This is a genomic window from Terrimonas sp., from assembly GCF_003075435.1.
Classification (GTDB): Bacteria; Bacteroidota; Bacteroidia; order Chitinophagales; family Chitinophagaceae; genus Agriterribacter.
In genome coordinates, this window is the sequence record NZ_QCZJ01000018.1 from 99,411 (window position 1) to 120,985 (window position 21,575).

Here is a 21,575-nt window from a genome sequence, read left to right on the forward strand (position 1 = left end):
AATGATTGGGATAGATGATTAATCTTAGGTTTTATGAAGATTTTTTTTCGTAATATGCCCCTTAAAGTATACTGTTCCGTATTTGATGCTTCCGCAACCATTGATATTAGGCATTTTGGTCTTCCAGGTACTCTATTCACTGGTACAATGGTATTTTTTTCGCAGAAGAGAATATATATTTTATGCTGCCTATTGCATTCTTATAGGGCTTTATTTCTTCTTAAAATATCTCGTTGCAAATAACGAAGTGTACATCGGCGCATTTCATTTTCATCAAAAAATCATAGACAGAGACCTGGTATTCCTGGCAATTTGTTTTTATGTAGAATTTGGACGACTGTTTGTAAACAGCTCCGGGTTAATGCCTGGTATAGACAGAAAAGCAGGCATTGCAATCAGGATAATGCTTGCATATACCATTGTTAATTTGTGCTGGTATTTGGTATCAGACAATCACCGGCTGCAGGAAGCAGTACATCTTCTTGTATCCATTATAGCTTTTATTTTTTTTGTAGATATGCTGTTAAAAATTTATAAAATAAATAAAAGCCTTGTGGGGTTTTTAATGGCTGGAAGTATCATGATGGGCACAGGAGCATTACTTTCACTTTTTTTCCGGCTATTTAAACCAGGCTGGGCAGGAGCATTAGACGCAAGTATTTTTTTGCAGATAGGCGTTATACTAGAGCTCATTTGCATTAATACAGGATTAATATATAAGTCAAAAATTGTGCTTGAAACAAACGCCAATACCATTCATGCACCCAATAAAACAGCTGTAGAAAAAGAAAAATTATTGTCTGACCTGCAATCCGTTCGCTCTGAAATTTCAAACGAGCTGAAATCGGAATTAGGTGATGGATTATCCGGGATAAAACTGATGAGCGATATGGTAAAGCAAAAAATGGGCGATAAGCATTTTGTTGAACTGGAAAGAATTTCTGAAAATTCAGAAAGACTGATCCAGTCAATGAATGAAATCGTATGGTCGCTTAATCATCAAAACGACAACTTGCCGGGAATGATATCTTACCTGCGGGAATACGCTATGAGTTTTATGCAGCAGGTTGGTGTTCACTGCAACATTACCGTTACCGAGCCTGTTAAAAACATTCATATATCCAGCGATGCACGCCGACATATCTTTCTTGCTGTAAAAGAATCGCTGCATAACGCTATCAAACATGCAGCCCCTTCTATTGTAAATATAGCGTTCACTATTACAGATAAACTTGAAATTAATATATCGGATAATGGAATAGGTATGGAAGACGTATCATTTCAATCGCTGAAAGGCAATGGTATGCGCAATATGAAAAAAAGAATGGATTACCTCGGCGGCGATATTCATGTAAATAATACCAATGGTACATCCATATTATTCAGCATTCCTATTACAAACCTGCTCATTCACTCCGATGATAATATCACTCCCCTTTTTCCTTAACCGGGCACTTTTGACACCAACTTTAGTGTTGACAGCAAAACAAATACTCCTGCGTCATTGCGGATACCGCTGGCATGGAGATTTGAACCCATAGTATCTTTCGACTCACCTGCGCATCCCGGCAGCTGAAAGCCGAGAGCTATTATATTCTGTTCCTGCACAGGTAATAAAATCTAAGCACTCCCTGCGCTCTGAAAGAATAATACTGTTGCTTTCAGGTTTTTTACAAAGGCGCAACCCCTGTTCCATACAAAATAGTCTACTTAAAAAGTAGACTATTTTGTATATATTTGCCGCTTCAAATTCAGGTCAAAAGAACCTGATAGTTTAATCTTTTATAAATTGCATTATCAAGTATTACAAATATGAAGATAAAATCCGCTTTTTTGATTGCGCTATTGTTTGCACCAGGTATACATTCTATACAGGCACAAACGGCACAGCAAAAAACATCCAGGCCCAATATTATTTTCATCTTTTCAGATGATCATGCATATCAAACCATAAGCGCTTACGGAAACAAGCTGGTGCAAACACCTAATATTGACAGGATCGCCAGTTCAGGCGCAATTTTTAAAAACACATTTATCACAAATTCCATCTGCGGACCAAGCAGGGCTTGTTTGCTTACCGGCAAATACAGCCATATCAACGGCTATAAGCTTAATGAAAAAAGTTTTGACATTAACCAGCAGGTTTTTCCTGAGCTGCTACAGCAAAATGGTTATCAAACCGCATGGATTGGTAAAATGCATCTTGGCGCTATTCCCAATGGATTAGATTATTGCAATATTTTACCTGGCCAGGGCAGTTATTATAACCCGGATTTTGTGGATGGTAAAAAAGATACCACACGGTATAACGGATATGTTACAGATATCACCACAAACTTATCTGTAGACTGGTTAAACAACAGGGATAAATCAAAACCATTTTTTCTTGTGGTGGGGCAAAAAGCTACGCACAGGGAATGGTTTCCTGACATACAGGACCTGGGCATATATGACAGCATTAATTTCCCGTTGCCTCCAACATTTTATGATAATTATGAGGGAAGACTTGCCGCAGAGAAACAAGACATGACCATTGACAAAACCATGCGCCTGAAGGAAGACCTGAAAGTGCATGTTGATTATGAAAAAGACTGGTTATTCAGGCGGCTTACTCCAGAACAACGGAAAGCATATTATGATTACTACGAGGGAAAAGTGAGCAAAGAATTTGATGAAAAAAAATTAAGCGGCAAGGCATTGGTAGAATGGAAATACCAGCGCTACCTGAAAGATTATTTAGCTACCGCGCATTCATTAGACAGGAATATCGGCCGCATACTCGACTATGTTGACAAAAACGGCTTAGCTGAAAATACTATCGTAATATATGCCTCAGACCAGGGTTTTTATATGGGTGAGCATGGCTGGTTTGATAAGCGTTTTATGTATGAAGAGTCCTTGAGAACCGCTTTTGTAATGCGCTATCCCGGGGTAATTAAACCCGGAACAGTAATCAATAAATTTACACTCGGTATTGACTGGGCGCCTACCATTCTTGATATTGCAGGTGTAAAAGTCCCGGCTGATATACAGGGGGTTTCTATCGTGCCGCTCTTAACTTCACAAAAGACACCAGCGAACTGGCGCAAGGAAATGTACTACCATTATTATGAGTTTCCGCAGCCACATCATGTATATCCTCATTTTGGTATACGTACAGAAAAGTATAAGCTGATACGCTTTTATGGCGGTATTGATACCTGGGAGTTGTTTGATATTGAGAAAGACCCTCATGAACTGCATAATATCTATAATGATAAAAAATACACGAAGCTGATCAGCAGTTTAAAAACATCTTTACAAAATTTGATTGTGGCGTATAAAGATGAGGATGCATTGAAAATATTGGGGAATTAGAGATTTGAGATTTAAAATTTGAGATTGATGAGAGCAGGAAACGCTTTTATATACTTAGCATTATTTATTGTTGCAGCTACTTTATTGTCCTGCAAACAACAACCTGAAAAAATTGCTGAGCGTAATCACGTTAAAGACAGCATGGTTGATTGTATCGCTCCGCCATCCCGCCTTGCCGCAGTTATGCAAAGCAATGAGCCTTTACCTGCGGGTGAAGGAACAGACAGTGCAAAAATGGTATGGATACCCGGAGGTGAATTTGAAATGGGCAGCAACGCTTTTCCTGACGCACAACCCTTACATAAAGTAAAGGTAACCGGTTTTTGGATGGATGAACATGAAGTGACCAATGCGCAGTTTGCTGCTTTTGTAAAAGCAACGGGTTACAAAACTGTTGCCGAACATCCTTTAAATCCTGCCGACTTTCCCGGTGTGCCTGCTGATAAATTAGTACCTGGTTCTGCCGTATTCAGTCCACCTCCGCACAAAGTAAGCTTAGATAATCCTCTGCAATGGTGGCGCTATATACATTATGCCAGCTGGCAACAACCTGAAGGCCCGGGCAGCTCTATTAAAAACCGGATGAATGAACCTGTAGTACATGTATGTTATGAAGATGCTGCAGCATATGCTGCATGGGCAGGCAAGCGGTTGCCCACAGAAGCGGAATGGGAATTTGCCGCACGTGGTGGAAAAAAATACAATGATTATTATTGGGGCACTGAATTAAAGCCTGGTGGCAAATGGGTAGCTAATATTTTCCAGGGGCATTTTCCTGAGGGTAATACCAAAGAAGACGGCTATACCGGTGTGGCGCCTGTAAAAACATTTGCCGCAGATAGTTATGGGTTGTATGACATGAATGGCAATGTTTGGGAATGGTGTTCTGATTTTTATCGCCCCGATTATTACAAAACAAGTACTTCAGATAACCCCAAAGGCCCGTCAGATAGTTTTGACCCTGATGAACCGGGTGCTATAAAACGCGTACAACGCGGTGGTTCATTTTTATGCAGTGATGAATATTGTATCCGCTACAAAGCCGGCAGCCGTGGCAAAGGCGAAGTAAGCAGCGGCAGCAATAACCTGGGGTTCAGATGTGTAAAGGACAAGTAAAAGGTTATCTTGCTGCAGGATACCATGCGCTGTAAGCTGTCAGCATTCAGAAATCCACATCATATCACTCCATCACTCATTTTTCACGTTATGCTGCTTTTATTTGTGCCATCGGCACAACCCGTTTGTAAACAAACCAGTTAATGTTACAATTATGCGCCATAGGCGCTACTCATGTTATATAAAGAATACCACATCCAGGGCATGATTGAGGAACTCTTGTTTCTTAAGTTAACGGCTATCGTGGAAACACCAATCAGGGCGTGCGCCGTGGCAGTATCTCACTGCCTGCTCCCGACGCGTAAATTTGGAATACTCCCGAATTAAATAACAATAAGTTTTTGTATTTTTAATTCAGTATTAGCACCATGACTAAACAAACTGATCACTCTAAAGGTCCGGGTGTTTATATTCCTCCGCCCCTTTTTTACGTCCTGACCTTTTTAGCCGCTATTTTTATTCAAAAGAAAGTTCCGGTTTCAAGCACTTTTTTTCATACATCAGCGGCAAAAATTATTGGTATTATTTTAATAGTCGCGTCATTATTTTTTTTATTCACAAGCCTCCGGCAATTTTTTGTAACAAAAAATACGGTCATTCTCATTAAACCTGCACGTTCATTGCAAACAACCGGCATTTATGCTGTTTCACGCAACCCAATGTATGTTGGCCTTGTAATTTTATATTTGGGCATTACATGTTTTATTGGCAATTGGTGGAATATTATACTACTTCCCGTTCTCATTATCATCATCCAGGAGTATATCATAAAGCGTGAAGAAAACTATCTGGAGTTAGCGTTTGGACAGCAATACAAAGAGTACAAGAACAAAACAAGAAGGTGGCTATAATAAACCGGAATCAAATTCCGGGGCTGTACAAGTCCTGACGTTGGCTGCAACCGTAACAATATATAACCGAAACAAAAATTAACATGAAGCTAAAAGGACTTAAACCAATACTTTGGTCTGACAAACTTGATGAAACAATAGATTTCTATACAAAAATTTTAGGCTTCAATCCTGGTGAAAGAAATGAAGAATGGGGCTGGACATCCCTGCACAAAGACGAAGTAGAAATTATGCTGGCAAAACCAAATGAACACACTCCTTTTAACAAACCAATTTTTACCGGAAGTTTTTATTTCAATACCGATGATGTTGATAAGTTATGGAACGTTCTTAAAGACAAAGCAAAAGTCTGTTACGAAATTGAAAACTTTGATTGGCAAATGCGTGAGTTCGCCATTTATGACAACAACGGCTATATACTGCAATTCGGACAGGATATAAGTGAAATAACCATGATTTGATTTTCAGCAGAAAAACTGCAATAAACCATAAAATTTTTTACTTCATTTCATAAATATTATTTTTATCTTCATTCAACATTTCTGTTGTTAATCTGGCAAAACATTATCTACCTGCCGACGCTAAATCCTGTGCAATTTTTTACATTTTACCTGTAAACATATATTGATGAAATATCATTGCCTGGTATTTATTTTAGTTATGGCCCTTTTTGCATGCAAAAACAAAAAACAGCTGGATGCGCAAACGCCTGATACAGCAACACAAGCTATTGGTTGCTACAGCGCCAAAACAACGGATAAAGCGTGGTACACGTCCGGTAAAAAAGCTCCAAAATTTGAAGGACTGGAAGGCATTGACTTTCCTGTTTCAACAACAAACGACGAAGCACAACAATATTTCAACCAGGGAATGATGCTGGCTTATGGCTTTAATCATGCGGAAGCCGCCAGGTCATTTTATGAAGCTTCACGGCTTGATTCTAATTGTGCTATGGCTTTTTGGGGATATGCGTTAGTGCTGGGGCCCAATTATAACGCAGGCATGGAAGATGATCATTATCAAAGAGCATATGAAGCAACGCTTAAAGCGAAATCCCTTTCCCAAAAAGCAACTGCAAAAGAGGCCGCGCTTATTGAAGCTTTAATTTTAAGATATGTGGCAGAACCTCCTGCTGACCGTAAACCATTGGATATCGCTTATGCCAATGCAATGAAAAAAGTGTATGCCCAATATCCTGATGATCCTGACATTGGTGCGCTTTATGCAGAATCACTGATGGATCTTCACCCCTGGGATTTATATGATAAGGAAACCAAAAAGCCTAAAACATGGACTCCGGAATTGCTGGCAATACTAGAAAATTTAATGAAAAAAAATCCCAAACATCCCGGGGCTCATCATTTCTATATACATGCATTAGAAGCTTCGGCTATTCCTGAAAAAGCAATGGCAAGTGCAAGGCTGTTAGACACATTGGTTCGCGGTTCCGGTCACCTGCTGCACATGCCTTCTCATATTTATATAAATACCGGCGATTATCATCTTGGTTCGCTTTCAAATATTCATGCGGTAGAAGCAGACAGCAATTATACTACGACCTGTCATGCCCAGGGGGCATATCCGCTTGCATATTATCCGCACAACTATCACTTTCTTGCAGCAACAGCCACACTGGAAGGCAACGCTGCATTAGCCTGGCAGGCGGCAAAAAAAATGCAACAGCTAAGCGAAGAAGATATCATGCGCCTGCCCGGCTGGGGAACGCTTCAGCACTATTATACCATTCCGTATAATGTAGCGGTAAAATTTGCGATGTGGGACACGATCCTTACACTTCCTGCACCTGCGAAAGATCTTGTGTATCCCAATGCTATCTGGCTGTATGCAAAGGGTATGGCAAACTCCGGCAAAAATGATATTGAAAAAGCGGAAAAAAATCTTGATGATTTGAATTTACTGGCGAAAGATACCATTCTTCAGCATCTTACCATTTGGGATATTAATACTACTTCGGATATTGTTCAGATTGCGGCAAGAGTACTGGCGGCAGAAATAGCATCGAAGAAAAATGACCTGGATAAATCCATCACTTTATTGAATGAAGCAGTTGCTATAGAGGATAACCTTAATTACAATGAACCTCCGGACTGGTTTTTTTCCGTAAGACATTATTTAGGCGCCGTGCTGTTAAAAGCAGGTAAATACAAAGAAGCCGAAAACGTATACAATAAAGACCTCGAAAAATGGCGCAAAAACGGTTGGGCATTAACAGGATTATACAACGCGCTCAAAATGCAAAACAAAAACGACGCAGCGCTGAAAGCTAAATCCAGCTTTGATCAAGCCTGGCAATACGCAGATGTTAAGCTTGTGTCATCGGCAGGACCAACAGAATAAATTTTAACCATAATCTTTAAAATATACTTACCGGGAACTAAAATACCCATCAATAATTATACTTTTTGAATGTAAGGACAGATAGATTACATGCAATACTTGAAGAGCATTCTGTTTTCTTCTTTTCACTGGACAATTTTAGCCAGCGAATTAAGTATTCAGCAATAATTAAACTTCAACCTGTCTATTTGTGTAAAATTCTCAACAACTGCGTACAAATCGCTTCAGTATAGTATTGCTGGGGCAGTAAGTCTTTTATTTTTTTTCCAAAACTTATTTTCCCCTTTTTAATCAGGCATTGGTTTTTTACTATCGCATAATAACAAAATATAGCATTCCTGCTTTCCGGCACCGGGCTCGCATATCCTGTAACGCCTATTCCCCACTGCGAAGAAAACATCCTGCAAACTTCTAAAGCCATTGCAGCAGCAGTAAATTCTGAAACACAATTGTCTGTTTCCGCTTGTATAGGTTCCACTAAAAGATGCCGGGCTTTTTGTCCCAGGTTAAATGCAGTAATTCCGCCCTGAAAAAACTTAGAAGCATTGGTGGCAAGCGATAAGCAAAATTGTAGTAAGCCTGCAGTCACACTTTCAGCTACCGCAATGGTTTCTTTTCTTTTAATCATTATCGCGGCAATCTTTTCCCAATCGTTTCTGCAATACCCTATATGCTCATAATTTTTCATGATTTTTCTATAGATATTACTGGTTTTGTCAATGGTATTGTTATTGTATTTCTCCATTATTATGAAAAAAAATGCCAGTAAACAAGCAAGACCGCGGCAAAAACAAAATCGGCCCGGCTCACAGGAAAAACTCTCACCAATTGCTGAAACATATCCTACAGGTTTGGGCGACAAAAAGCTTGCCGGTAAAACAGCTTTTATAACAGGCGGCGACAGCGGAATAGGAAAAGCTGTTGCTTTATTATTTGCAAAACATGGCGCTGATATCTCTATCGCCTATCTCAAAGAAACAAAGGATGCCAATCATACAAAAAAAGAAATAGAAAATTTTGGACGCAGCTGTATATTAATAAAAGGAGATATTGGCAATGAGCAGCACTGTAAAAAAGCAATAATCCAAACCATAAAAGCATTTGGTAAAGTAGATATCCTGGTAAATAATGCTGCGCTTCACTGGGAATCAAAGCGCATTGAAGATATTACTACCCACCAATTAATGAAAACCTTTAACAGCAATTTTTTCTCCTGCTTCTGGATAACCAGGTATACTATGCCTTATCTTAAAAAAGGCGCATGCATCATTAATACAACTTCAGTAACAGCTTACCGGGGCAGTCCTTTTTTAATTGATTATGCAAGTACAAAAGGGGCGATTGTTTCTTTTACGCGAAGCCTGGCAGATAACCTGGTAAAAAAGGGGATTCGCGTAAATGCAGTGGCACCCGGACCAGTTTGGACGCCATTGATCGCTTCTTCCTTTTCAAAAACCAAAGTGTCTAAATTCGGCAGTGATTCACCTATGCAGCGGGCTGGCATGCCTAACGAAATTGCGCCTGCATATTTGTTCCTTGCATCGGACGACAGCAGCTTTATATCAGGCCAGGTAATTCATCCCAATGGAGGAGAAATAATTAACGGGTAGGCTTTATGAAACTATATCTTCAATTCCAATAAACTTCCTTATGATATGCTATAGGAAAAAGCGTGGTAAAAGCTTTTTTTATATTGATAAAGAAAACAAGAAGATAACGGATGCAAAGCTTAAGGCATACTTTACATCTCTTGTGATTCCTCCGGCATGGGAAAAAGTAGAGATCAATACATCTTCGCGTGCCAAAATCCAGGCAACCGGATTTGATGCAAAAGGACGAAAGCAATATATCTATAATGCAAAATTCCGTCAGCAAAAGGAAAATGAAAAATTTGACCGCATTATTCATTTTGCCGATAAATTAGAACATATGCGCCGGGTAACCGGCCAGCATTTACGCAAACGAAAATTAAACCGGGAAAAAGTATTGGCTGTTATGGTAAGGTTATTGGAAGCGGCATTTTTTCGCCCGGGTAATGATCTTTATACAAAAGAAAACGAGAGTTATGGACTGACTACTTTACGAAGCAAACACCTTGAAATTAATGGCAATGAAATGGTCTTTTCGTATATTGGAAAATCGGGACAGGAGCAGGAAAGGCATATTATAGATGCACGGCTTACTAAAATTGTAAAAGAGATAGATGATATGCCGGGATATGAAATTTTTAAATTTATTGATGAGAACGAAAAAGTTCACGATGTTAAGAGCAACGACCTTAACGAGTATATACGCGAAGTGATGGGAGAAAAATTTTCGGCTAAAGACTTTCGCACATGGGCGGGAACTGTGATTGCCGCAATTGCATTAAATGAATTAGGCGCAGTAGAAGAAAAAGACCAGAAAAAACTGAATAAAAATATACGTGAAGCAGTAGTGAAGGTTAGCGAAAAACTAGGCAATACACCTGCCATTGCACGCAGCTCGTATATAGACCCCCGGATAATAAACAACTATATGCAGGGCAGAACACTTACCTATTTTCAAACCGAAGTAAAACGTATGCTCAAAAAGAATGAAAATCTTTCGGTTGAAGAATTGGGGGTGTTATGCCTGTTGAAGAAAAGGCTGAATAAAAAAGAAAAAAAAGATTAAGAGATTATAAAGAATAACCTTATCAAATAATTTCTAAATCGCCAGCGATTGTTCTAAAGAAGAGAGGTAACAGGAACAACGGGTAAAAAGCATTACCAGATACGCTTCAACTCATACACTTCAATACCTGAAACTTTAGCAACTCCTCCTTTTGCTGACAATGATAAAGAGCGGTTGCTGTCATCTATATTAATATTAACAGGCATAAACATTAAACCATTATTGGCAAAAATTTCAAGCCCGGTTCTATCGGCATATACCAGCAGGCTAAGCTTACCCTGCTGTAATGGAGCCGGAGCTTTTACGCCATCTGCCACCAGCAGCTGATCAGCCACATTATATACTACGTTTACACCGCGTATATTAAGAACAATTTCTTTTGCCTTACCAGGTGTGATTTCCATTCTTAATTCTGCCAGTTCAATGCTTATATCTTTTAATGGATTGGTGTCATTTTCTTTGATTGTTTTGTTGCCCGGTTTATATGCTTTGCCACTGCGCAGGTTTTCTACTTCTTTAACCGGCATACGCGTAAGCCTGATGCCTTCTGTTGTTTTAATCAGTTTGTGCTCCAGGGGTAAACTCATAGATTGGTTGAACGCCGCTTCATCCTTAGCGGTGTTGGTGCGCCACCAGCCGATTTCTATACGCCTGCCTGTTGGTTCATCACTAAATGTTTGCGGTGCGTAAAAATCACGGCCATGCTGGTTTTGCAACCTGTTCTCTTCCGGCGTAAAAGTTGTTCCGTCAAAAGTTCCAATAGCATACTCGGTATTTGCGCCGGTAAGCACCCATTTTTTTACACCATCCATACCCTGCACAGGCAGCTCATAAAATTCAGGGCATTCAAATAAATAGCGATCATTGCCCATGCCGCCATACACAATACTAGCAGGCGTCCAGTTTTTCAAATCTGGCGAAGTAAGAAACTGCATGCTGTGTTGTTCATTATTTCCCCGCTCTACCCAAAAAACCATTACCCATTTTTTTGTTGGCTCATGCCATATTACTTTAGGGTCGCGGTTATCTTTATTAATGCGGGGAACAACTGCCGCTATCTGCCGCTGAAATGTACGCCCGTCTGTGCTCCATGCTATATACTGTCCCCATCCTCTTGCACCGGTATGGAACATTATCATTGCCGGTCTGCCATTTTCGCTCAAACCGCTTGTGTTATTTTTATCAACTACAGCGCCGCCACTGAATACAGGGCCGCCCTGGTTGGGATGCAGCGCATCATCCAGCTCTGTCCAGTGAATAAGATCTTTGCTGACGGCATGTCCCCAGGTCATATTACCCCAATTACGCCCATAGGGATTATGCTGGAAAAACAAATGATACTCGCCATTAAAGTATACCATACCATTAGGGTCATTCGTCCAACCGCGTTTTGGGGAGAAGTGAAATTGAGCGCGGAGCTTTTCTTTATACTCATTGGAGTTGGTATCTTCATCACTTTGCATTACCGGATCAAAAACTTTTGATGCAGCAGCAACCTTATCTACCCTTAACTCAATTTGCTTTCCTTTCCATTCATCAATACGCATATATGCGTACCAGTCCGGTTTATCTTCTGCCAGCTCCATATCCCAAAAACGGGTATTCACGCCATCAACCCATAATTCAAGATTACGTTTCTGCGCACCATTTTTAACGGGTAATACAAGATATTTTTTTTCGCTGTTAAAGTATACGCTGATATTTTTTGTTAGAGGCGTTTGCTGGGCAATTCCTGGTAAAACAAAAACCAGGTAAAGAAAAACTTGGAGCAAGCGAGTGACCATGATCGTTTTTTATTGTATTAATAATACAGGCAATTCATACCGCTATTACCTGTTAAATATAAAGCATGATATTTAGTAATTCAGGTTTTGTGTTTATATCTGATAAAAAAAGGTCAAAATATGCCTGCAGGGTTCAGCTATTCATGATTAGCTTTAAGAATTATTGAGTAAATCTATTTATATGCGCAGGCATTGCATTATTACTGTTATACTTCTATTATTTATCACAACAACCCGGGCACAGGGACCAAATACGGATCTTTATCTGCAAACCAGCGAAATAAATGACCTGATGATAAATTACGCAGCTGACAAAGGCAATGTATCCCGGTTTTATTCAAGCTCAGATGCGCCGGGATGGGGAAGAATGCGAAATAGTAATGACTACAATACACCGGAGCGCCGCCGGCGCCTGCTGCAGTTGATTGATGCATACCTGAAAAAAATACAGCAGGTTGATTTTGATAAAATGAATGTAAATGGCAAAGTTGACTACCTGCTTTTTAAACGCAATCTCGATAATGAAAGATACGACCTGCTTGCCGAACAAAAAGATTATGAAAAAGTCGCAGGCTATTTTCCATTTTCAGATCGTATATATAATCTTGAAAAGCCAAGAAGAAGAGGCCTTGCTGTTGATGGTGAAGCTGTGGCAAAGGAATTAAACAGCATAAAGCAGGAAATCATTAAAAGCTATGAAGCGCTGAAAAAAAGCGACAGTATAGACATGAAATATGCAAAGTACGCTTCAGAAACTGCCAGGGCTTTGCAGGCTACCCTTAAAAATGTATACACTTTTTATAATGGATACGATCCTTTGTTTACCTGGTGGGTTCCTGTTACTTATCAAAAAACAGATAGTGCATTAGGCAAATACGCCGCCGCATTGCAGAATAAAGGTGTTGTAAGAAGCACACAAAAAGATGATGGCAGCGGTATTATAGGTAATCCGATTGGCAGAGAAGAAATTATCCGCCAGTTGCAATATGAGTATATTCCATACACACCGGAAGAATTGGTTGATATTGCCAATAAAGAATTTGCGTGGTGCGATGCTGAGTTATTAAAAGCATCTAAAGAAATGGGCTTTGGCAATGACTGGAAAGCGGCACAGGAAAAAGTAAAAAATTCATATGTGGCGCCGGGTAAACAACCTGAGGCAATGTTTGACCTGTACAAGCAATCGGTAGATTTTTTAAAGAAGCATGATCTGATCACTATCCCGGAATTATCTGAGGAAACATGGCGCATGCTGATGATGTCGCCTGAAAGGCAACTGGTAAATCCTTTTTTCCTGGGTGGCGAAGCACTCATCATTTCTTACCCAACCAATACGATGGATTATGATGAGAAGATGATGAGTATGCGTGGCAACAATCCTCATTTTTCAAGAGCAACTGTTCATCACGAATTAATAGCGGGTCATCACCTGCAGGGATATATGAGCAACCGTTATAAAACCTACCGCAACTTTGATACACCTTTTTGGGTAGAAGGAAATGCGCTGTACTGGGAATTACTTTTGTGGGATATGAAATTTCCACGTTCAGCCGAAGACAGGATAGGCATGTTATTCTGGAGAATGCACCGCTGCGCAAGGATCATATTTTCACTCAACTATCATCTCGGGAAATGGACGCCACAACAATGTATTGATTTTTTGGTTGATCGTGTTGGGCATGAACGTGCAAACGCAGAAGGCGAAGTCCGCAGGTCGTTTGTTGGCGGTTACAGCCCATTATACCAGATTGCATATATGATCGGCGGTTTACAGCAAATGGCATTAAAAAGAGAATTGGTTGATACAAAGAAATTGACCATCAGGCAGTTTAACGATGCATTGCTTCACGAAAACAGTATGCCGATTGAAATGTTGCGTGCTATCATTATAAACCAATCATTGAAAAGAGATTTTAAAACACAATGGAGGTTTTATAAATAAAGTGCATAAAACTATCGGTTAAACAATTTATTATTTATCGTTCTCTCCGGTGTTCCTCTTCATTGCATAATATATCGGTATACCAATTAAAGTAATGATCAAACCCGGCCATGTAAACTTTGGTTTGTAAACAATCAGTAATATACAAAATGCGAGCCCCATCAATATGTATAGTATAGGTAATACCGGGTAACCAAATGCCTTATACGGGCGTTCAATATCAGGACGTGTTTTTCTTAAACGGAAAATACCTGCAATAGTCAGCATATAAAATGCCACTACTACAAATGAAATCATGTCAAGCAGATCACCATACTTTCCGCTAAGGCTCCATGCCGCTGCAAAAGCACATTGAATCCATAGCGCAAAACCCGGAACCGAAGCATTATTTAATGTCCCTGCTTTTTTAAAAAACAAACCATCATTTGCCATAGTATAGTATACTCTTGCCCCGGCCATTATCAACCCGTTATTGCAACCAAAGGTTGATACCATTATCATTACAGCAATAATGGCAGTGCCGGCGCTACCAAAAATTACATGTGAAGCTGCAACAGCAACACGATCTTTATCAGCAGCAGTAATTTCCTGCAGCGATAATACCGCTGTATACATGATATTGGTGAGCACGTATATAATGGTAACAATCAGCGTTCCCAAAAACAAACTTAATCCTATGTTACGTTTCGGGTTCTTTATTTCACCGGCTATTGCGGCCACATTATTCCACGAGTCGCTGCTGAAAATAGAGCCTACCATTGCCGCAGCAATAGCACCAAAAGCAGCTATCGTTGTATATTGCTCTATAGATCCGTCTGGAGATAACTTATGCAGATCCCAGGCATTTTCCCAGTTGGCATTCCATACTTCAGGTTTAAAGGCAATCAACCCGAAAATGATCAGGGCAAAAAGGCTGGCTATTTTGGTAAGAGTAAAAGTAGTTTGCAGCACCTTCCCGTTTTTTACACCGCGGGTATTAATATACGTTAGTAATACTATTACTGCTATAGATAAAAGCTGCGCCGGTGAAATTTGCAGAAAACCCAGGTCTATGGCTACAATATCTTCACTTAAAGCAGGAATGAGATATGCGGTAAACTTTGCAAAAGCAACCCCAACCGCCGCTATGGTAGCTGTTTGGATAACTGCAAAAAAACTCCAGCCAAACAAAAAGGCGGGTAACGGTCCCCATGCTTCTTTTAAATAAATATACTGCCCACCAGCTTTTGGGAACATACCGCTAAGCTCTCCATAGCTTAACGCTGCTGTAACCGTCATAAATCCTGTAATGATCCACACCAGTATCAGCCAGCCCGCGCTGCCTGTATTCCTGGTAATATCCGCGCTAACAATAAAAATTCCGGATCCTATCATACCACCTGATACAACCATCGTTGCATCAAGCAAACCAAGTGTAGGTTTAAAAGCATGTTTCTCGTTTGACATTGTACGAATCTGCTGTGTTTAGTTATTGTTAAAGATAATTGATGTAAAAATTATCTATTTGCAATTCTTTACTGGTTTTGCTATTATTTTGTCGCACCCCCGCGTATCTATTAGATAATTTAAAAACTATTCCGACAATGGAAGCGTATCAAACTCCCGCAAATATTCCCTCGGAGATTTTCCGGTAACTGTTCTGAATACGCGGTTAAAATTGGCAATACTATTGAACCCGCAGTGGTACGCAATGGTTGAAATGCTGTCGTAAGCCCCTTCTGCCAGTTTTTTACAGGCCTCATTTATTCTCACTTCATTCAGAAAAGAAACAAAAGTGAGGCGTGTATTCTTTTTAAAATACCGGCAGAATGCCTGGGGAGTCATATTAGCATGTTTGGAAATGGCTTCAAGTGTAATGTCTTCATCAAAATGTTTCATGATGTAGTCATATATGCCTCCGATACGAATTCCCTCCTGCTCATTCACCTGCGAAAGCCTGGTGCCGGATACAAGTTGCTGCAATGTATTTAATGACTGGATATAATTAATCAGCCCGATGAAATTGGTAAACTGGTCAAGCCCTTTGCTGTTCTGTATTTTAAGCATCCAGCTCGATGCTTCTCCCACCGCATCTCCGGGCAGTTTAAAACCGCTCTGCGCTCTTTCTACAAAAGCCTTAATTTTTTTAAACTCGTGTAAAGAAAAAAGCGGTGCCAGTAATCCAAACGGATTAAAGTATATAGAAAAAGTTTGAACGGTTTTCCTGCTTTTAGGGGAAAGATATGAAGGGTCGCTTTTAAAAACATGCGGCTGATTGCCGCCTATCCAGTAAATATCATTAGCCCAGAAAGTATGCATATTGTTTTCCACAATCAACGTGCCTTCCCCTTTTTGTACCCAGGTAAGTTGCACTTCTGTATGCCTGTGCAGGTGTGGGTAAAAATGCGGTAATACATCTTTCTGAACAATAAAGCTCCTGTCGTACGCTACAGGTATGGTAAACTGAAGTACTTTCATAGTTCATGTAAGTATAAGCAAATTTTTGATTTTGCCACTAATGCATGAATAAAAACTTTGCCCGGAGTGATATATTTACAACATCCTTCAATGCCTGGCATAATATTAACCTTTAGATTAGTTTTATCCATCTTTCTACTACATTCAAAGCGCAATAGTTTGCATTATTTTTTTACTTCTGTTGCAGGAATAATACAATAATATACACAGGTAGTAAAAAAGTTTCTTACAAAAGGGATTGCGCTCACAATACCAGCCTGCTTAATGGGCTTCCATCCAAACTTCCACTCGTATATTGGATTAAGCAGGTAATGTTTTTTGTGCAGAATGGCATAACCTTCCTGTTTACATATTTTTTCAAACCTTTCTATGCTTATACCAGTATCACGTATTTCCATCATCTCCTCAACATTCTCACCTTTCGATTTTAAAATGCCACGATACATAAACCGCGGCAGCAAATGAATGTATGGCAACTTCGACACAAAAGATTTACAGATCTGCTGATGACCACCGAAAGGCATATACCAGGGGGGAAAGCCAAAGAAAATAGTACCTGATGGTTTAAGAAAGGTTTTCATCCAACGGATTAGCCTGGGCTGGTTATGTATATGTTCAATCACATCTTTCAGAATGATAATATCGAAAGCCCCATTAAAATCCCTCTCTACATCTGATTCGTAAATATCCTTAGCCAGCAGTATAAATTTGCCGGAAGCAATATCTTCCGGCAGGTATTCTTTTGCCATTTCAACCCTTGCAGGATCAAGCTCAACCCCAACGCCGGTACAGCCCCGGTTAATAAAAGCTTTCAAAACGCCGCCTTCACCACAACCTATTTCCAATATGCGCATACCTGGTTGTAATGCAAACTTTTCTTCAATAAAAGGAATAACATATTTTTCCGCATTCTCAATTTGGATTTCAAAATATCGCCTGCGATCTGCGTGAAACTCGAACAAAATGAAAGATTTTTATTAGAAATAGTTGCTTTTCTGCAAGTCTGCAAATTACAGAATAAAGTGGTAAGTCGCGGGTGGTAAGCAGGTACACAACCCGTAATCCTAAACCTCATACTTACCGGAACTGCACCGCTCTTGCAGGTTGTACTCTCCTGCTTACCATTGTTGGAATAAGCAGGGTTAGCGTGCAAACCACTATAGTTCCTGTTACTACAAGCGCCACCTGCCACCAGATAATTTTTACAGGTACAACAGTCATATAATACGCATTTTCATCCCAAAAGGAAAGGAAATGCGTTTTTGTTTGTATCCAGCAAACACCAAGTCCTGCTATCAGCCCGATAAATGTGCCGGCAAAAGCTATAATAGCACCCTGCAGGGTAAATATCTTCTGCACCGTCCAGTCTGTTGCGCCAACCGTTTTCAGCACACCTATCATACGTGTGCGCTCCAGCACGATAATAATAAGACAGGTAATAAGATTGATAACAGCAATAACGGTCATTACTCCTAAAACAACATATCCGTTTATATCCTGCAGGCTTAACCAGTCGAATATATTGGGATAGATATCTTTAATGGTTTTACTTCCCCATTCTCCCGGTAAAGTTTCAAATATCGCACTGTTTATCTCATCCATTTTATGGTAATCATCCAGGAAAATTTCATAACCGCCTATTTCACCTTTAGTCCAGTCGTTCAACTTTTGAATAAGTTGTATATCGCCTATAGCATACAATTTATCATACTCTTCCATATAGGTTTTATATAAGCCAACAACAGTCAGCTTATCGGGTCTTGGCTTTTTCTCTTCTCCCTTAAAAAAATAGATCAGTATTTTATCGCCAACTTTCAGCTCGAGCTGCTTTGCGGTATATTCAGAAATAACTACTTCCCTGCTATAAGTAGTATCATTAAAATGTAGCCAGCGCCCCTGTGTAAGAAACTGCTGCATGGTACTGAAATCATAATCTTCCCCTACCCCTTTAAACAGCACACCTTCTATAGCATTATCTGTTTTGAGGATAGCATACTTGGTGGCAAAGGCCTGGATGTGTTTTACGCCCGCGGTTTTTGCAATGGCATTTGCAATAGTATCGTTAGGCATGATGGGAGATTCTTCAGCAATCGCGGCTTTATACTGTTCATAATGCTGCAGGCGCAGATGCCCTGAAAAGCTGAATATCTTTTCGCTCACCGCCTGCTGATAGCCATTTAAAAATGCTAATGTTAAAATCATCACCGCCACACTAATAGCTGTTGCGGTTATAGCTAAACGCAATATTGTCCTGGAAAAAAAACGTTGCTTGTTGAATACTATTCTTCTTGCTATAAATGAGGCTATATTCAAATCCTGTATTTTACTAAATTGTGAAGATAATTGAAATAGCGATGTATAAACGATACTTTTCAATAATGCTTTTCTGTTTTGCTTTTTTTTCAGTTAAAACACTAAAAGCACAGCGGGAACCTGATAAGGTTTTTATGAACAATATTAAAACCGTGATGCTTACGCAATACGGCAATCAACTCTCCTACCCTGTTATCAGGTTAAACAGCAGCGATATGCTGCAACTGGATTTTGATGATTCAGACGCCGATATTAAAAGCTATTATTATAATATTGAATTACGCAATGCAGACTGGTCTGCCGTGCAAATGAGCTATTTTGATTACGCTAAAGGATACACGAACCAGCGCATCACTACATACCGCAGCGCAGCGCAGGTGCTTACGCGATACACCCATTACCAGCTTAGTTTTCCCAACAGGGATATTATGCCAATCAAAGCCGGCAACTATGTGCTTAAAGTTTTTCTTAACGGAGATACTTCAAAACTGGCATTCACCAAACGCTTCGTAGTTTACCAGCCGCTTATCAGTGTAGCCGCCCAGGTACAGCAACCATTCAACCAGCAATTATTCAGAAGCCACCAGAAAATTCAACTGGCTGTTAATTCAGGTACATTAAATGTTAGTTATCCCCAGCAGCAGATCAAAGTTGTTATACTTCAGAATTATCGCTGGGACAATTGCATTCAAAACATAAAGCCTACCATAATAAGAGGCAATGCTTACGAGTATAATGCAGAAACAGATTGCCTGTTTCCCGCAATGCGTGAATGGCGCTGGCTTGATTTGACCAGTTTCCGTTTATTAAGCGACCGGGTTCGCAGGCAGCAAAATACCAACACCGCTTATGACCTGTATGTTATTCCGGATGTATCCCGCAATACCCAGCGCTATGTGTATTATAAAGATTATAACGGCGCTTACGCGGCTGTGAATAACGAGAATGTAAATCCCTACTGGCATGCGGATTATGCTACCGTTCATTTTACTTATGTGCCGCCGGATAATATGCCCTACCCTAAAAACAACCTGTATATTATCGGTCAAATAACCAATTATGGTAAGGATGAAGAGGCAAAGCTGCAATGGAATGAAGAGAAAAGGCAATATGAAACAACCCTGTTTTTAAAGCAGGGTTATTATGATTATATATACGGCCTGGGAGAACCATCTGCCAATAATATTAAATTCCTCACTACAGAAACAGAAGGCAATATCTGGGAAACGGAAAACCAGTATACCATTCTCGTTTATTACAGGGAGCTGGGTGGCAGGTACGACCAGCTACTGAGCGTATCGTCTATCAATTCAATGCAAAACCGCCCGGGGCAGTTTTAGCAAATCATCTGTGCGGTCATGAAACAGAATAAGTACCTCATCGCACAGATGAATAGATGTACCCAGTATTTTTGTTCGCTTACCGGTAACAAGTCCCGGTACCTGTGCTGATTTTGCATTGGCAACAGCATAGGGCCACGAAGAGGAAAGAATTTATTTTTAGTACTTAGCTATAGTACTACTATTAAGCTTCGGTTGCCACGCTCGCTTGTACTGTAGTAATACTATTGAGCTTTGCCGCACTTCTATTTTGATTTATCGCTAATCGTAAAATTAAAAAAGCACTTAACTAAACTACAACAACCCGGCGTTGCCGGGCTGTTATTATAGTATTATTTTGCTAACTCACGTCACAAGCGAGACGCTCTTGCACTTGGTTCCTGAGTATTATTAACATGCTTTATTCCATCAGCTTATATGGGTTGGATATGCAAGGGCATTTCAGCCCAAGCCCTCCACAAAACCGTGCTTGAGATTCTCATCTCACACGGCTTTTCTCATTCAGGATAAGAAGAATCTTATACATAATTGAACTAACCTTGATCATCCACAAATTGCTTTGTGTTGTCTTTCTTAGTGCAAATGAATGAGCTGAACCCTTCGCTCCGTTTCTATTACAGAAACTTCACCCGCCGTGGTTCGTGTCCCACGAAACACAAAACCATCAAAACTCTTCTCTCAAATCTTTTAAAAAGAGTCATACTCTTTTATATCGAGTTCATAAAACCGCACCGATGAGTAGGTATAGTTTAAATAATCATTTGTCAGTTGCCAATGCTTTGCTGTAGGATTGCGATGCAGGTAGTCCAATTTCTGGTAAGCAACCTCCCGGGAATATAAATGAATGGCTAAGAGATCGCGTTGCCAGAATTCATGCAGCTTATTACTGGCATCAACGGTATACAAACTAAGCATAGCCGGATCTTCACGCAGCAAAAGCTTCCTGAATTCATGAGCCGTATATTTGAGAAAAGAGCCCTGGGCTGTTTCTTTCCCATTCATGGCATTTATACGCCATATTACATGGATGTGATTTGGCATGATCACAAAAGCGAATACAGCAATCTTGCCGGAATTACTTAAATATCTGAATGAGCTAATGATAATATCTTTGTATTGGTCGCTCATTAATAATTTCATCCAGTTATTTATGGTAGCCGTCCAAAAATATATTTCACCAATGCGGATATACGACTTTCGGTGTTTTTCCTGATAATTCATAACTCACTCAATATACAAAATTCCGCCGCCTTTTCATTGAGGTTGCAGAGAGTGGCTCGTGGGACACCATAGTCGTTAAGCTAAGACTTTGTATTAAACTGTAAGGATTCATAATGCGTTTGTTTATTTTTTGGTGCAATGCATACACAATCTATTATCAGCGGGAGATAGGTATGGGATA

The 21,575-nt window shown here is 39.9% G+C and carries 17 protein-coding genes; 10 read left to right on the plus strand and 7 right to left on the minus strand.

All coding sequences use genetic code 11. The features are described from left to right. Window positions 1–85: 85 nt before the first annotated feature. The 6 genes from DC498_RS18140 (at window position 86) to DC498_RS18165 (ending at window position 7,682) form a co-directional block, all read left to right on the plus strand. Window positions 86–1,447: a sensor histidine kinase gene (locus DC498_RS18140; RefSeq protein ID WP_116875563.1), complete on the plus strand. Its 1,362-nt coding sequence runs from the start codon at window positions 86–88 to the stop codon at window positions 1,445–1,447. 365 nt (window positions 1,448–1,812) lie between these two features. Continuing rightward, on the plus strand, window positions 1,813–3,357 hold the full coding sequence (locus DC498_RS18145; RefSeq protein WP_116875564.1) for a sulfatase family protein: 1,545 nt from the start codon (window positions 1,813–1,815) through the stop codon (window positions 3,355–3,357). 27 nt (window positions 3,358–3,384) lie between these two features. Beyond that, window positions 3,385–4,473: a formylglycine-generating enzyme family protein gene (locus DC498_RS18150; protein WP_116875565.1), complete on the plus strand. Its 1,089-nt coding sequence runs from the start codon at window positions 3,385–3,387 to the stop codon at window positions 4,471–4,473. A gap of 368 nt (window positions 4,474–4,841) precedes the next feature. Then, window positions 4,842–5,324, plus strand: a complete 483-nt coding sequence (locus tag DC498_RS26820; RefSeq protein ID WP_116875566.1) for a methyltransferase family protein — start codon at window positions 4,842–4,844, stop codon at window positions 5,322–5,324. An 83-nt stretch (window positions 5,325–5,407) separates the two neighbouring features. After that, window positions 5,408–5,785 (plus strand): VOC family protein, encoded by a 378-nt coding sequence (locus DC498_RS18160; RefSeq protein WP_116875567.1) that lies wholly within the window; start codon window positions 5,408–5,410, stop codon window positions 5,783–5,785. A 166-nt stretch (window positions 5,786–5,951) separates the two neighbouring features. Then, window positions 5,952–7,682, plus strand: coding sequence for a tetratricopeptide repeat protein (locus tag DC498_RS18165; RefSeq protein ID WP_206197680.1), 1,731 nt, complete (start codon window positions 5,952–5,954; stop codon window positions 7,680–7,682). Between the two features lie 184 nt (window positions 7,683–7,866). Here the strand turns inward: DC498_RS18165 and DC498_RS18170 are convergent, their stop codons facing one another. Beyond that, on the minus strand, window positions 7,867–8,427 hold the full coding sequence (locus DC498_RS18170; RefSeq protein WP_116875569.1) for a CinA family protein: 561 nt from the start codon (window positions 8,425–8,427) through the stop codon (window positions 7,867–7,869). Window positions 8,428–8,431: 4 nt separating this feature from the next. Here DC498_RS18170 and DC498_RS18175 point away from each other — a divergent pair, with 4 nt between their 5' ends. Together DC498_RS18175 and DC498_RS18180 are read left to right on the plus strand one after the other, a co-directional pair. Further along, on the plus strand, window positions 8,432–9,292 hold the full coding sequence (locus DC498_RS18175; protein ID WP_116875570.1) for an SDR family oxidoreductase: 861 nt from the start codon (window positions 8,432–8,434) through the stop codon (window positions 9,290–9,292). A gap of 40 nt (window positions 9,293–9,332) precedes the next feature. Continuing rightward, window positions 9,333–10,337, plus strand: coding sequence for a DNA topoisomerase IB (locus tag DC498_RS18180; RefSeq protein WP_206197681.1), 1,005 nt, complete (start codon window positions 9,333–9,335; stop codon window positions 10,335–10,337). A 92-nt stretch (window positions 10,338–10,429) separates the two neighbouring features. Here the strand turns inward: DC498_RS18180 and DC498_RS18185 are convergent, their stop codons facing one another. Continuing rightward, window positions 10,430–12,121, minus strand: coding sequence for a glycoside hydrolase family 32 protein (locus tag DC498_RS18185; RefSeq protein ID WP_116875571.1), 1,692 nt, complete (start codon window positions 12,119–12,121; stop codon window positions 10,430–10,432). Window positions 12,122–12,302: 181 nt separating this feature from the next. Between DC498_RS18185 and DC498_RS18190 the strand changes: the two genes are divergently transcribed. Further along, window positions 12,303–14,063, plus strand: a complete 1,761-nt coding sequence (locus DC498_RS18190) for a DUF885 family protein (RefSeq protein ID WP_116875590.1) — start codon at window positions 12,303–12,305, stop codon at window positions 14,061–14,063. A gap of 30 nt (window positions 14,064–14,093) precedes the next feature. Here the strand turns inward: DC498_RS18190 and DC498_RS18195 are convergent, their stop codons facing one another. From DC498_RS18195 to DC498_RS18210, 4 genes are all read right to left on the minus strand, one after another. Further along, window positions 14,094–15,509: an APC family permease gene (locus DC498_RS18195; RefSeq protein WP_116875572.1), complete on the minus strand. Its 1,416-nt coding sequence runs from the start codon at window positions 15,507–15,509 to the stop codon at window positions 14,094–14,096. 126 nt (window positions 15,510–15,635) lie between these two features. Continuing rightward, window positions 15,636–16,520 (minus strand): AraC family transcriptional regulator, encoded by an 885-nt coding sequence (locus DC498_RS18200; RefSeq protein WP_116875573.1) that lies wholly within the window; start codon window positions 16,518–16,520, stop codon window positions 15,636–15,638. 164 nt (window positions 16,521–16,684) lie between these two features. Beyond that, window positions 16,685–17,482 carry a class I SAM-dependent methyltransferase gene (locus tag DC498_RS18205; protein WP_116875574.1) on the minus strand — a complete coding sequence of 266 codons (798 nt, stop codon included), beginning with the start codon at window positions 17,480–17,482 and terminating at the stop codon, window positions 16,685–16,687. Window positions 17,483–17,597: 115 nt separating this feature from the next. After that, entirely contained in the window at window positions 17,598–18,833 is a 1,236-nt protein-coding gene (locus tag DC498_RS18210; RefSeq protein ID WP_116875591.1) for an ABC transporter permease, read from the minus strand. 20 nt (window positions 18,834–18,853) lie between these two features. Between DC498_RS18210 and DC498_RS18215 the strand changes: the two genes are divergently transcribed. After that, window positions 18,854–20,173: a DUF5103 domain-containing protein gene (locus DC498_RS18215; protein ID WP_133176890.1), complete on the plus strand. Its 1,320-nt coding sequence runs from the start codon at window positions 18,854–18,856 to the stop codon at window positions 20,171–20,173. Between the two features lie 687 nt (window positions 20,174–20,860). On the opposite strand, the gene DC498_RS18220 is transcribed toward DC498_RS18215, so the two are convergent. After that, a complete protein-coding gene (locus tag DC498_RS18220; RefSeq protein ID WP_206197682.1) occupies window positions 20,861–21,394 on the minus strand; it encodes a transposase in 534 nt (177 codons plus the stop codon). Window positions 21,395–21,575: the final 181 nt, after the last annotated feature.

Excerpts from the sequence above, each read along its gene's own strand:
- DC498_RS18140 (WP_116875563.1), top strand. The coding sequence starts at position 86 with ATGCTTCCGCAACCATTGATATTAGGCATTTTGGTCTTCCAGGTACTC.
- DC498_RS18145 (WP_116875564.1), top strand. The coding sequence starts at position 1,813 with ATGAAGATAAAATCCGCTTTTTTGATTGCGCTATTGTTTGCACCAGGT.
- DC498_RS18150 (WP_116875565.1), top strand. The coding sequence starts at position 3,385 with ATGAGAGCAGGAAACGCTTTTATATACTTAGCATTATTTATTGTTGCA.
- DC498_RS26820 (WP_116875566.1), top strand. The coding sequence starts at position 4,842 with ATGACTAAACAAACTGATCACTCTAAAGGTCCGGGTGTTTATATTCCT.
- DC498_RS18160 (WP_116875567.1), top strand. The coding sequence starts at position 5,408 with ATGAAGCTAAAAGGACTTAAACCAATACTTTGGTCTGACAAACTTGAT.
- DC498_RS18165 (WP_206197680.1), top strand. The coding sequence starts at position 5,952 with ATGAAATATCATTGCCTGGTATTTATTTTAGTTATGGCCCTTTTTGCA.
- DC498_RS18170 (WP_116875569.1), bottom strand. The coding sequence starts at position 8,427 with ATGGAGAAATACAATAACAATACCATTGACAAAACCAGTAATATCTAT.
- DC498_RS18175 (WP_116875570.1), top strand. The coding sequence starts at position 8,432 with ATGAAAAAAAATGCCAGTAAACAAGCAAGACCGCGGCAAAAACAAAAT.
- DC498_RS18180 (WP_206197681.1), top strand. The coding sequence starts at position 9,333 with ATGATATGCTATAGGAAAAAGCGTGGTAAAAGCTTTTTTTATATTGAT.
- DC498_RS18185 (WP_116875571.1), bottom strand. The coding sequence starts at position 12,121 with ATGGTCACTCGCTTGCTCCAAGTTTTTCTTTACCTGGTTTTTGTTTTA.
- DC498_RS18190 (WP_116875590.1), top strand. The coding sequence starts at position 12,303 with ATGCGCAGGCATTGCATTATTACTGTTATACTTCTATTATTTATCACA.
- DC498_RS18195 (WP_116875572.1), bottom strand. The coding sequence starts at position 15,509 with ATGTCAAACGAGAAACATGCTTTTAAACCTACACTTGGTTTGCTTGAT.
- DC498_RS18200 (WP_116875573.1), bottom strand. The coding sequence starts at position 16,520 with ATGAAAGTACTTCAGTTTACCATACCTGTAGCGTACGACAGGAGCTTT.
- DC498_RS18220 (WP_206197682.1), bottom strand. The coding sequence starts at position 21,394 with ATGAATTATCAGGAAAAACACCGAAAGTCGTATATCCGCATTGGTGAA.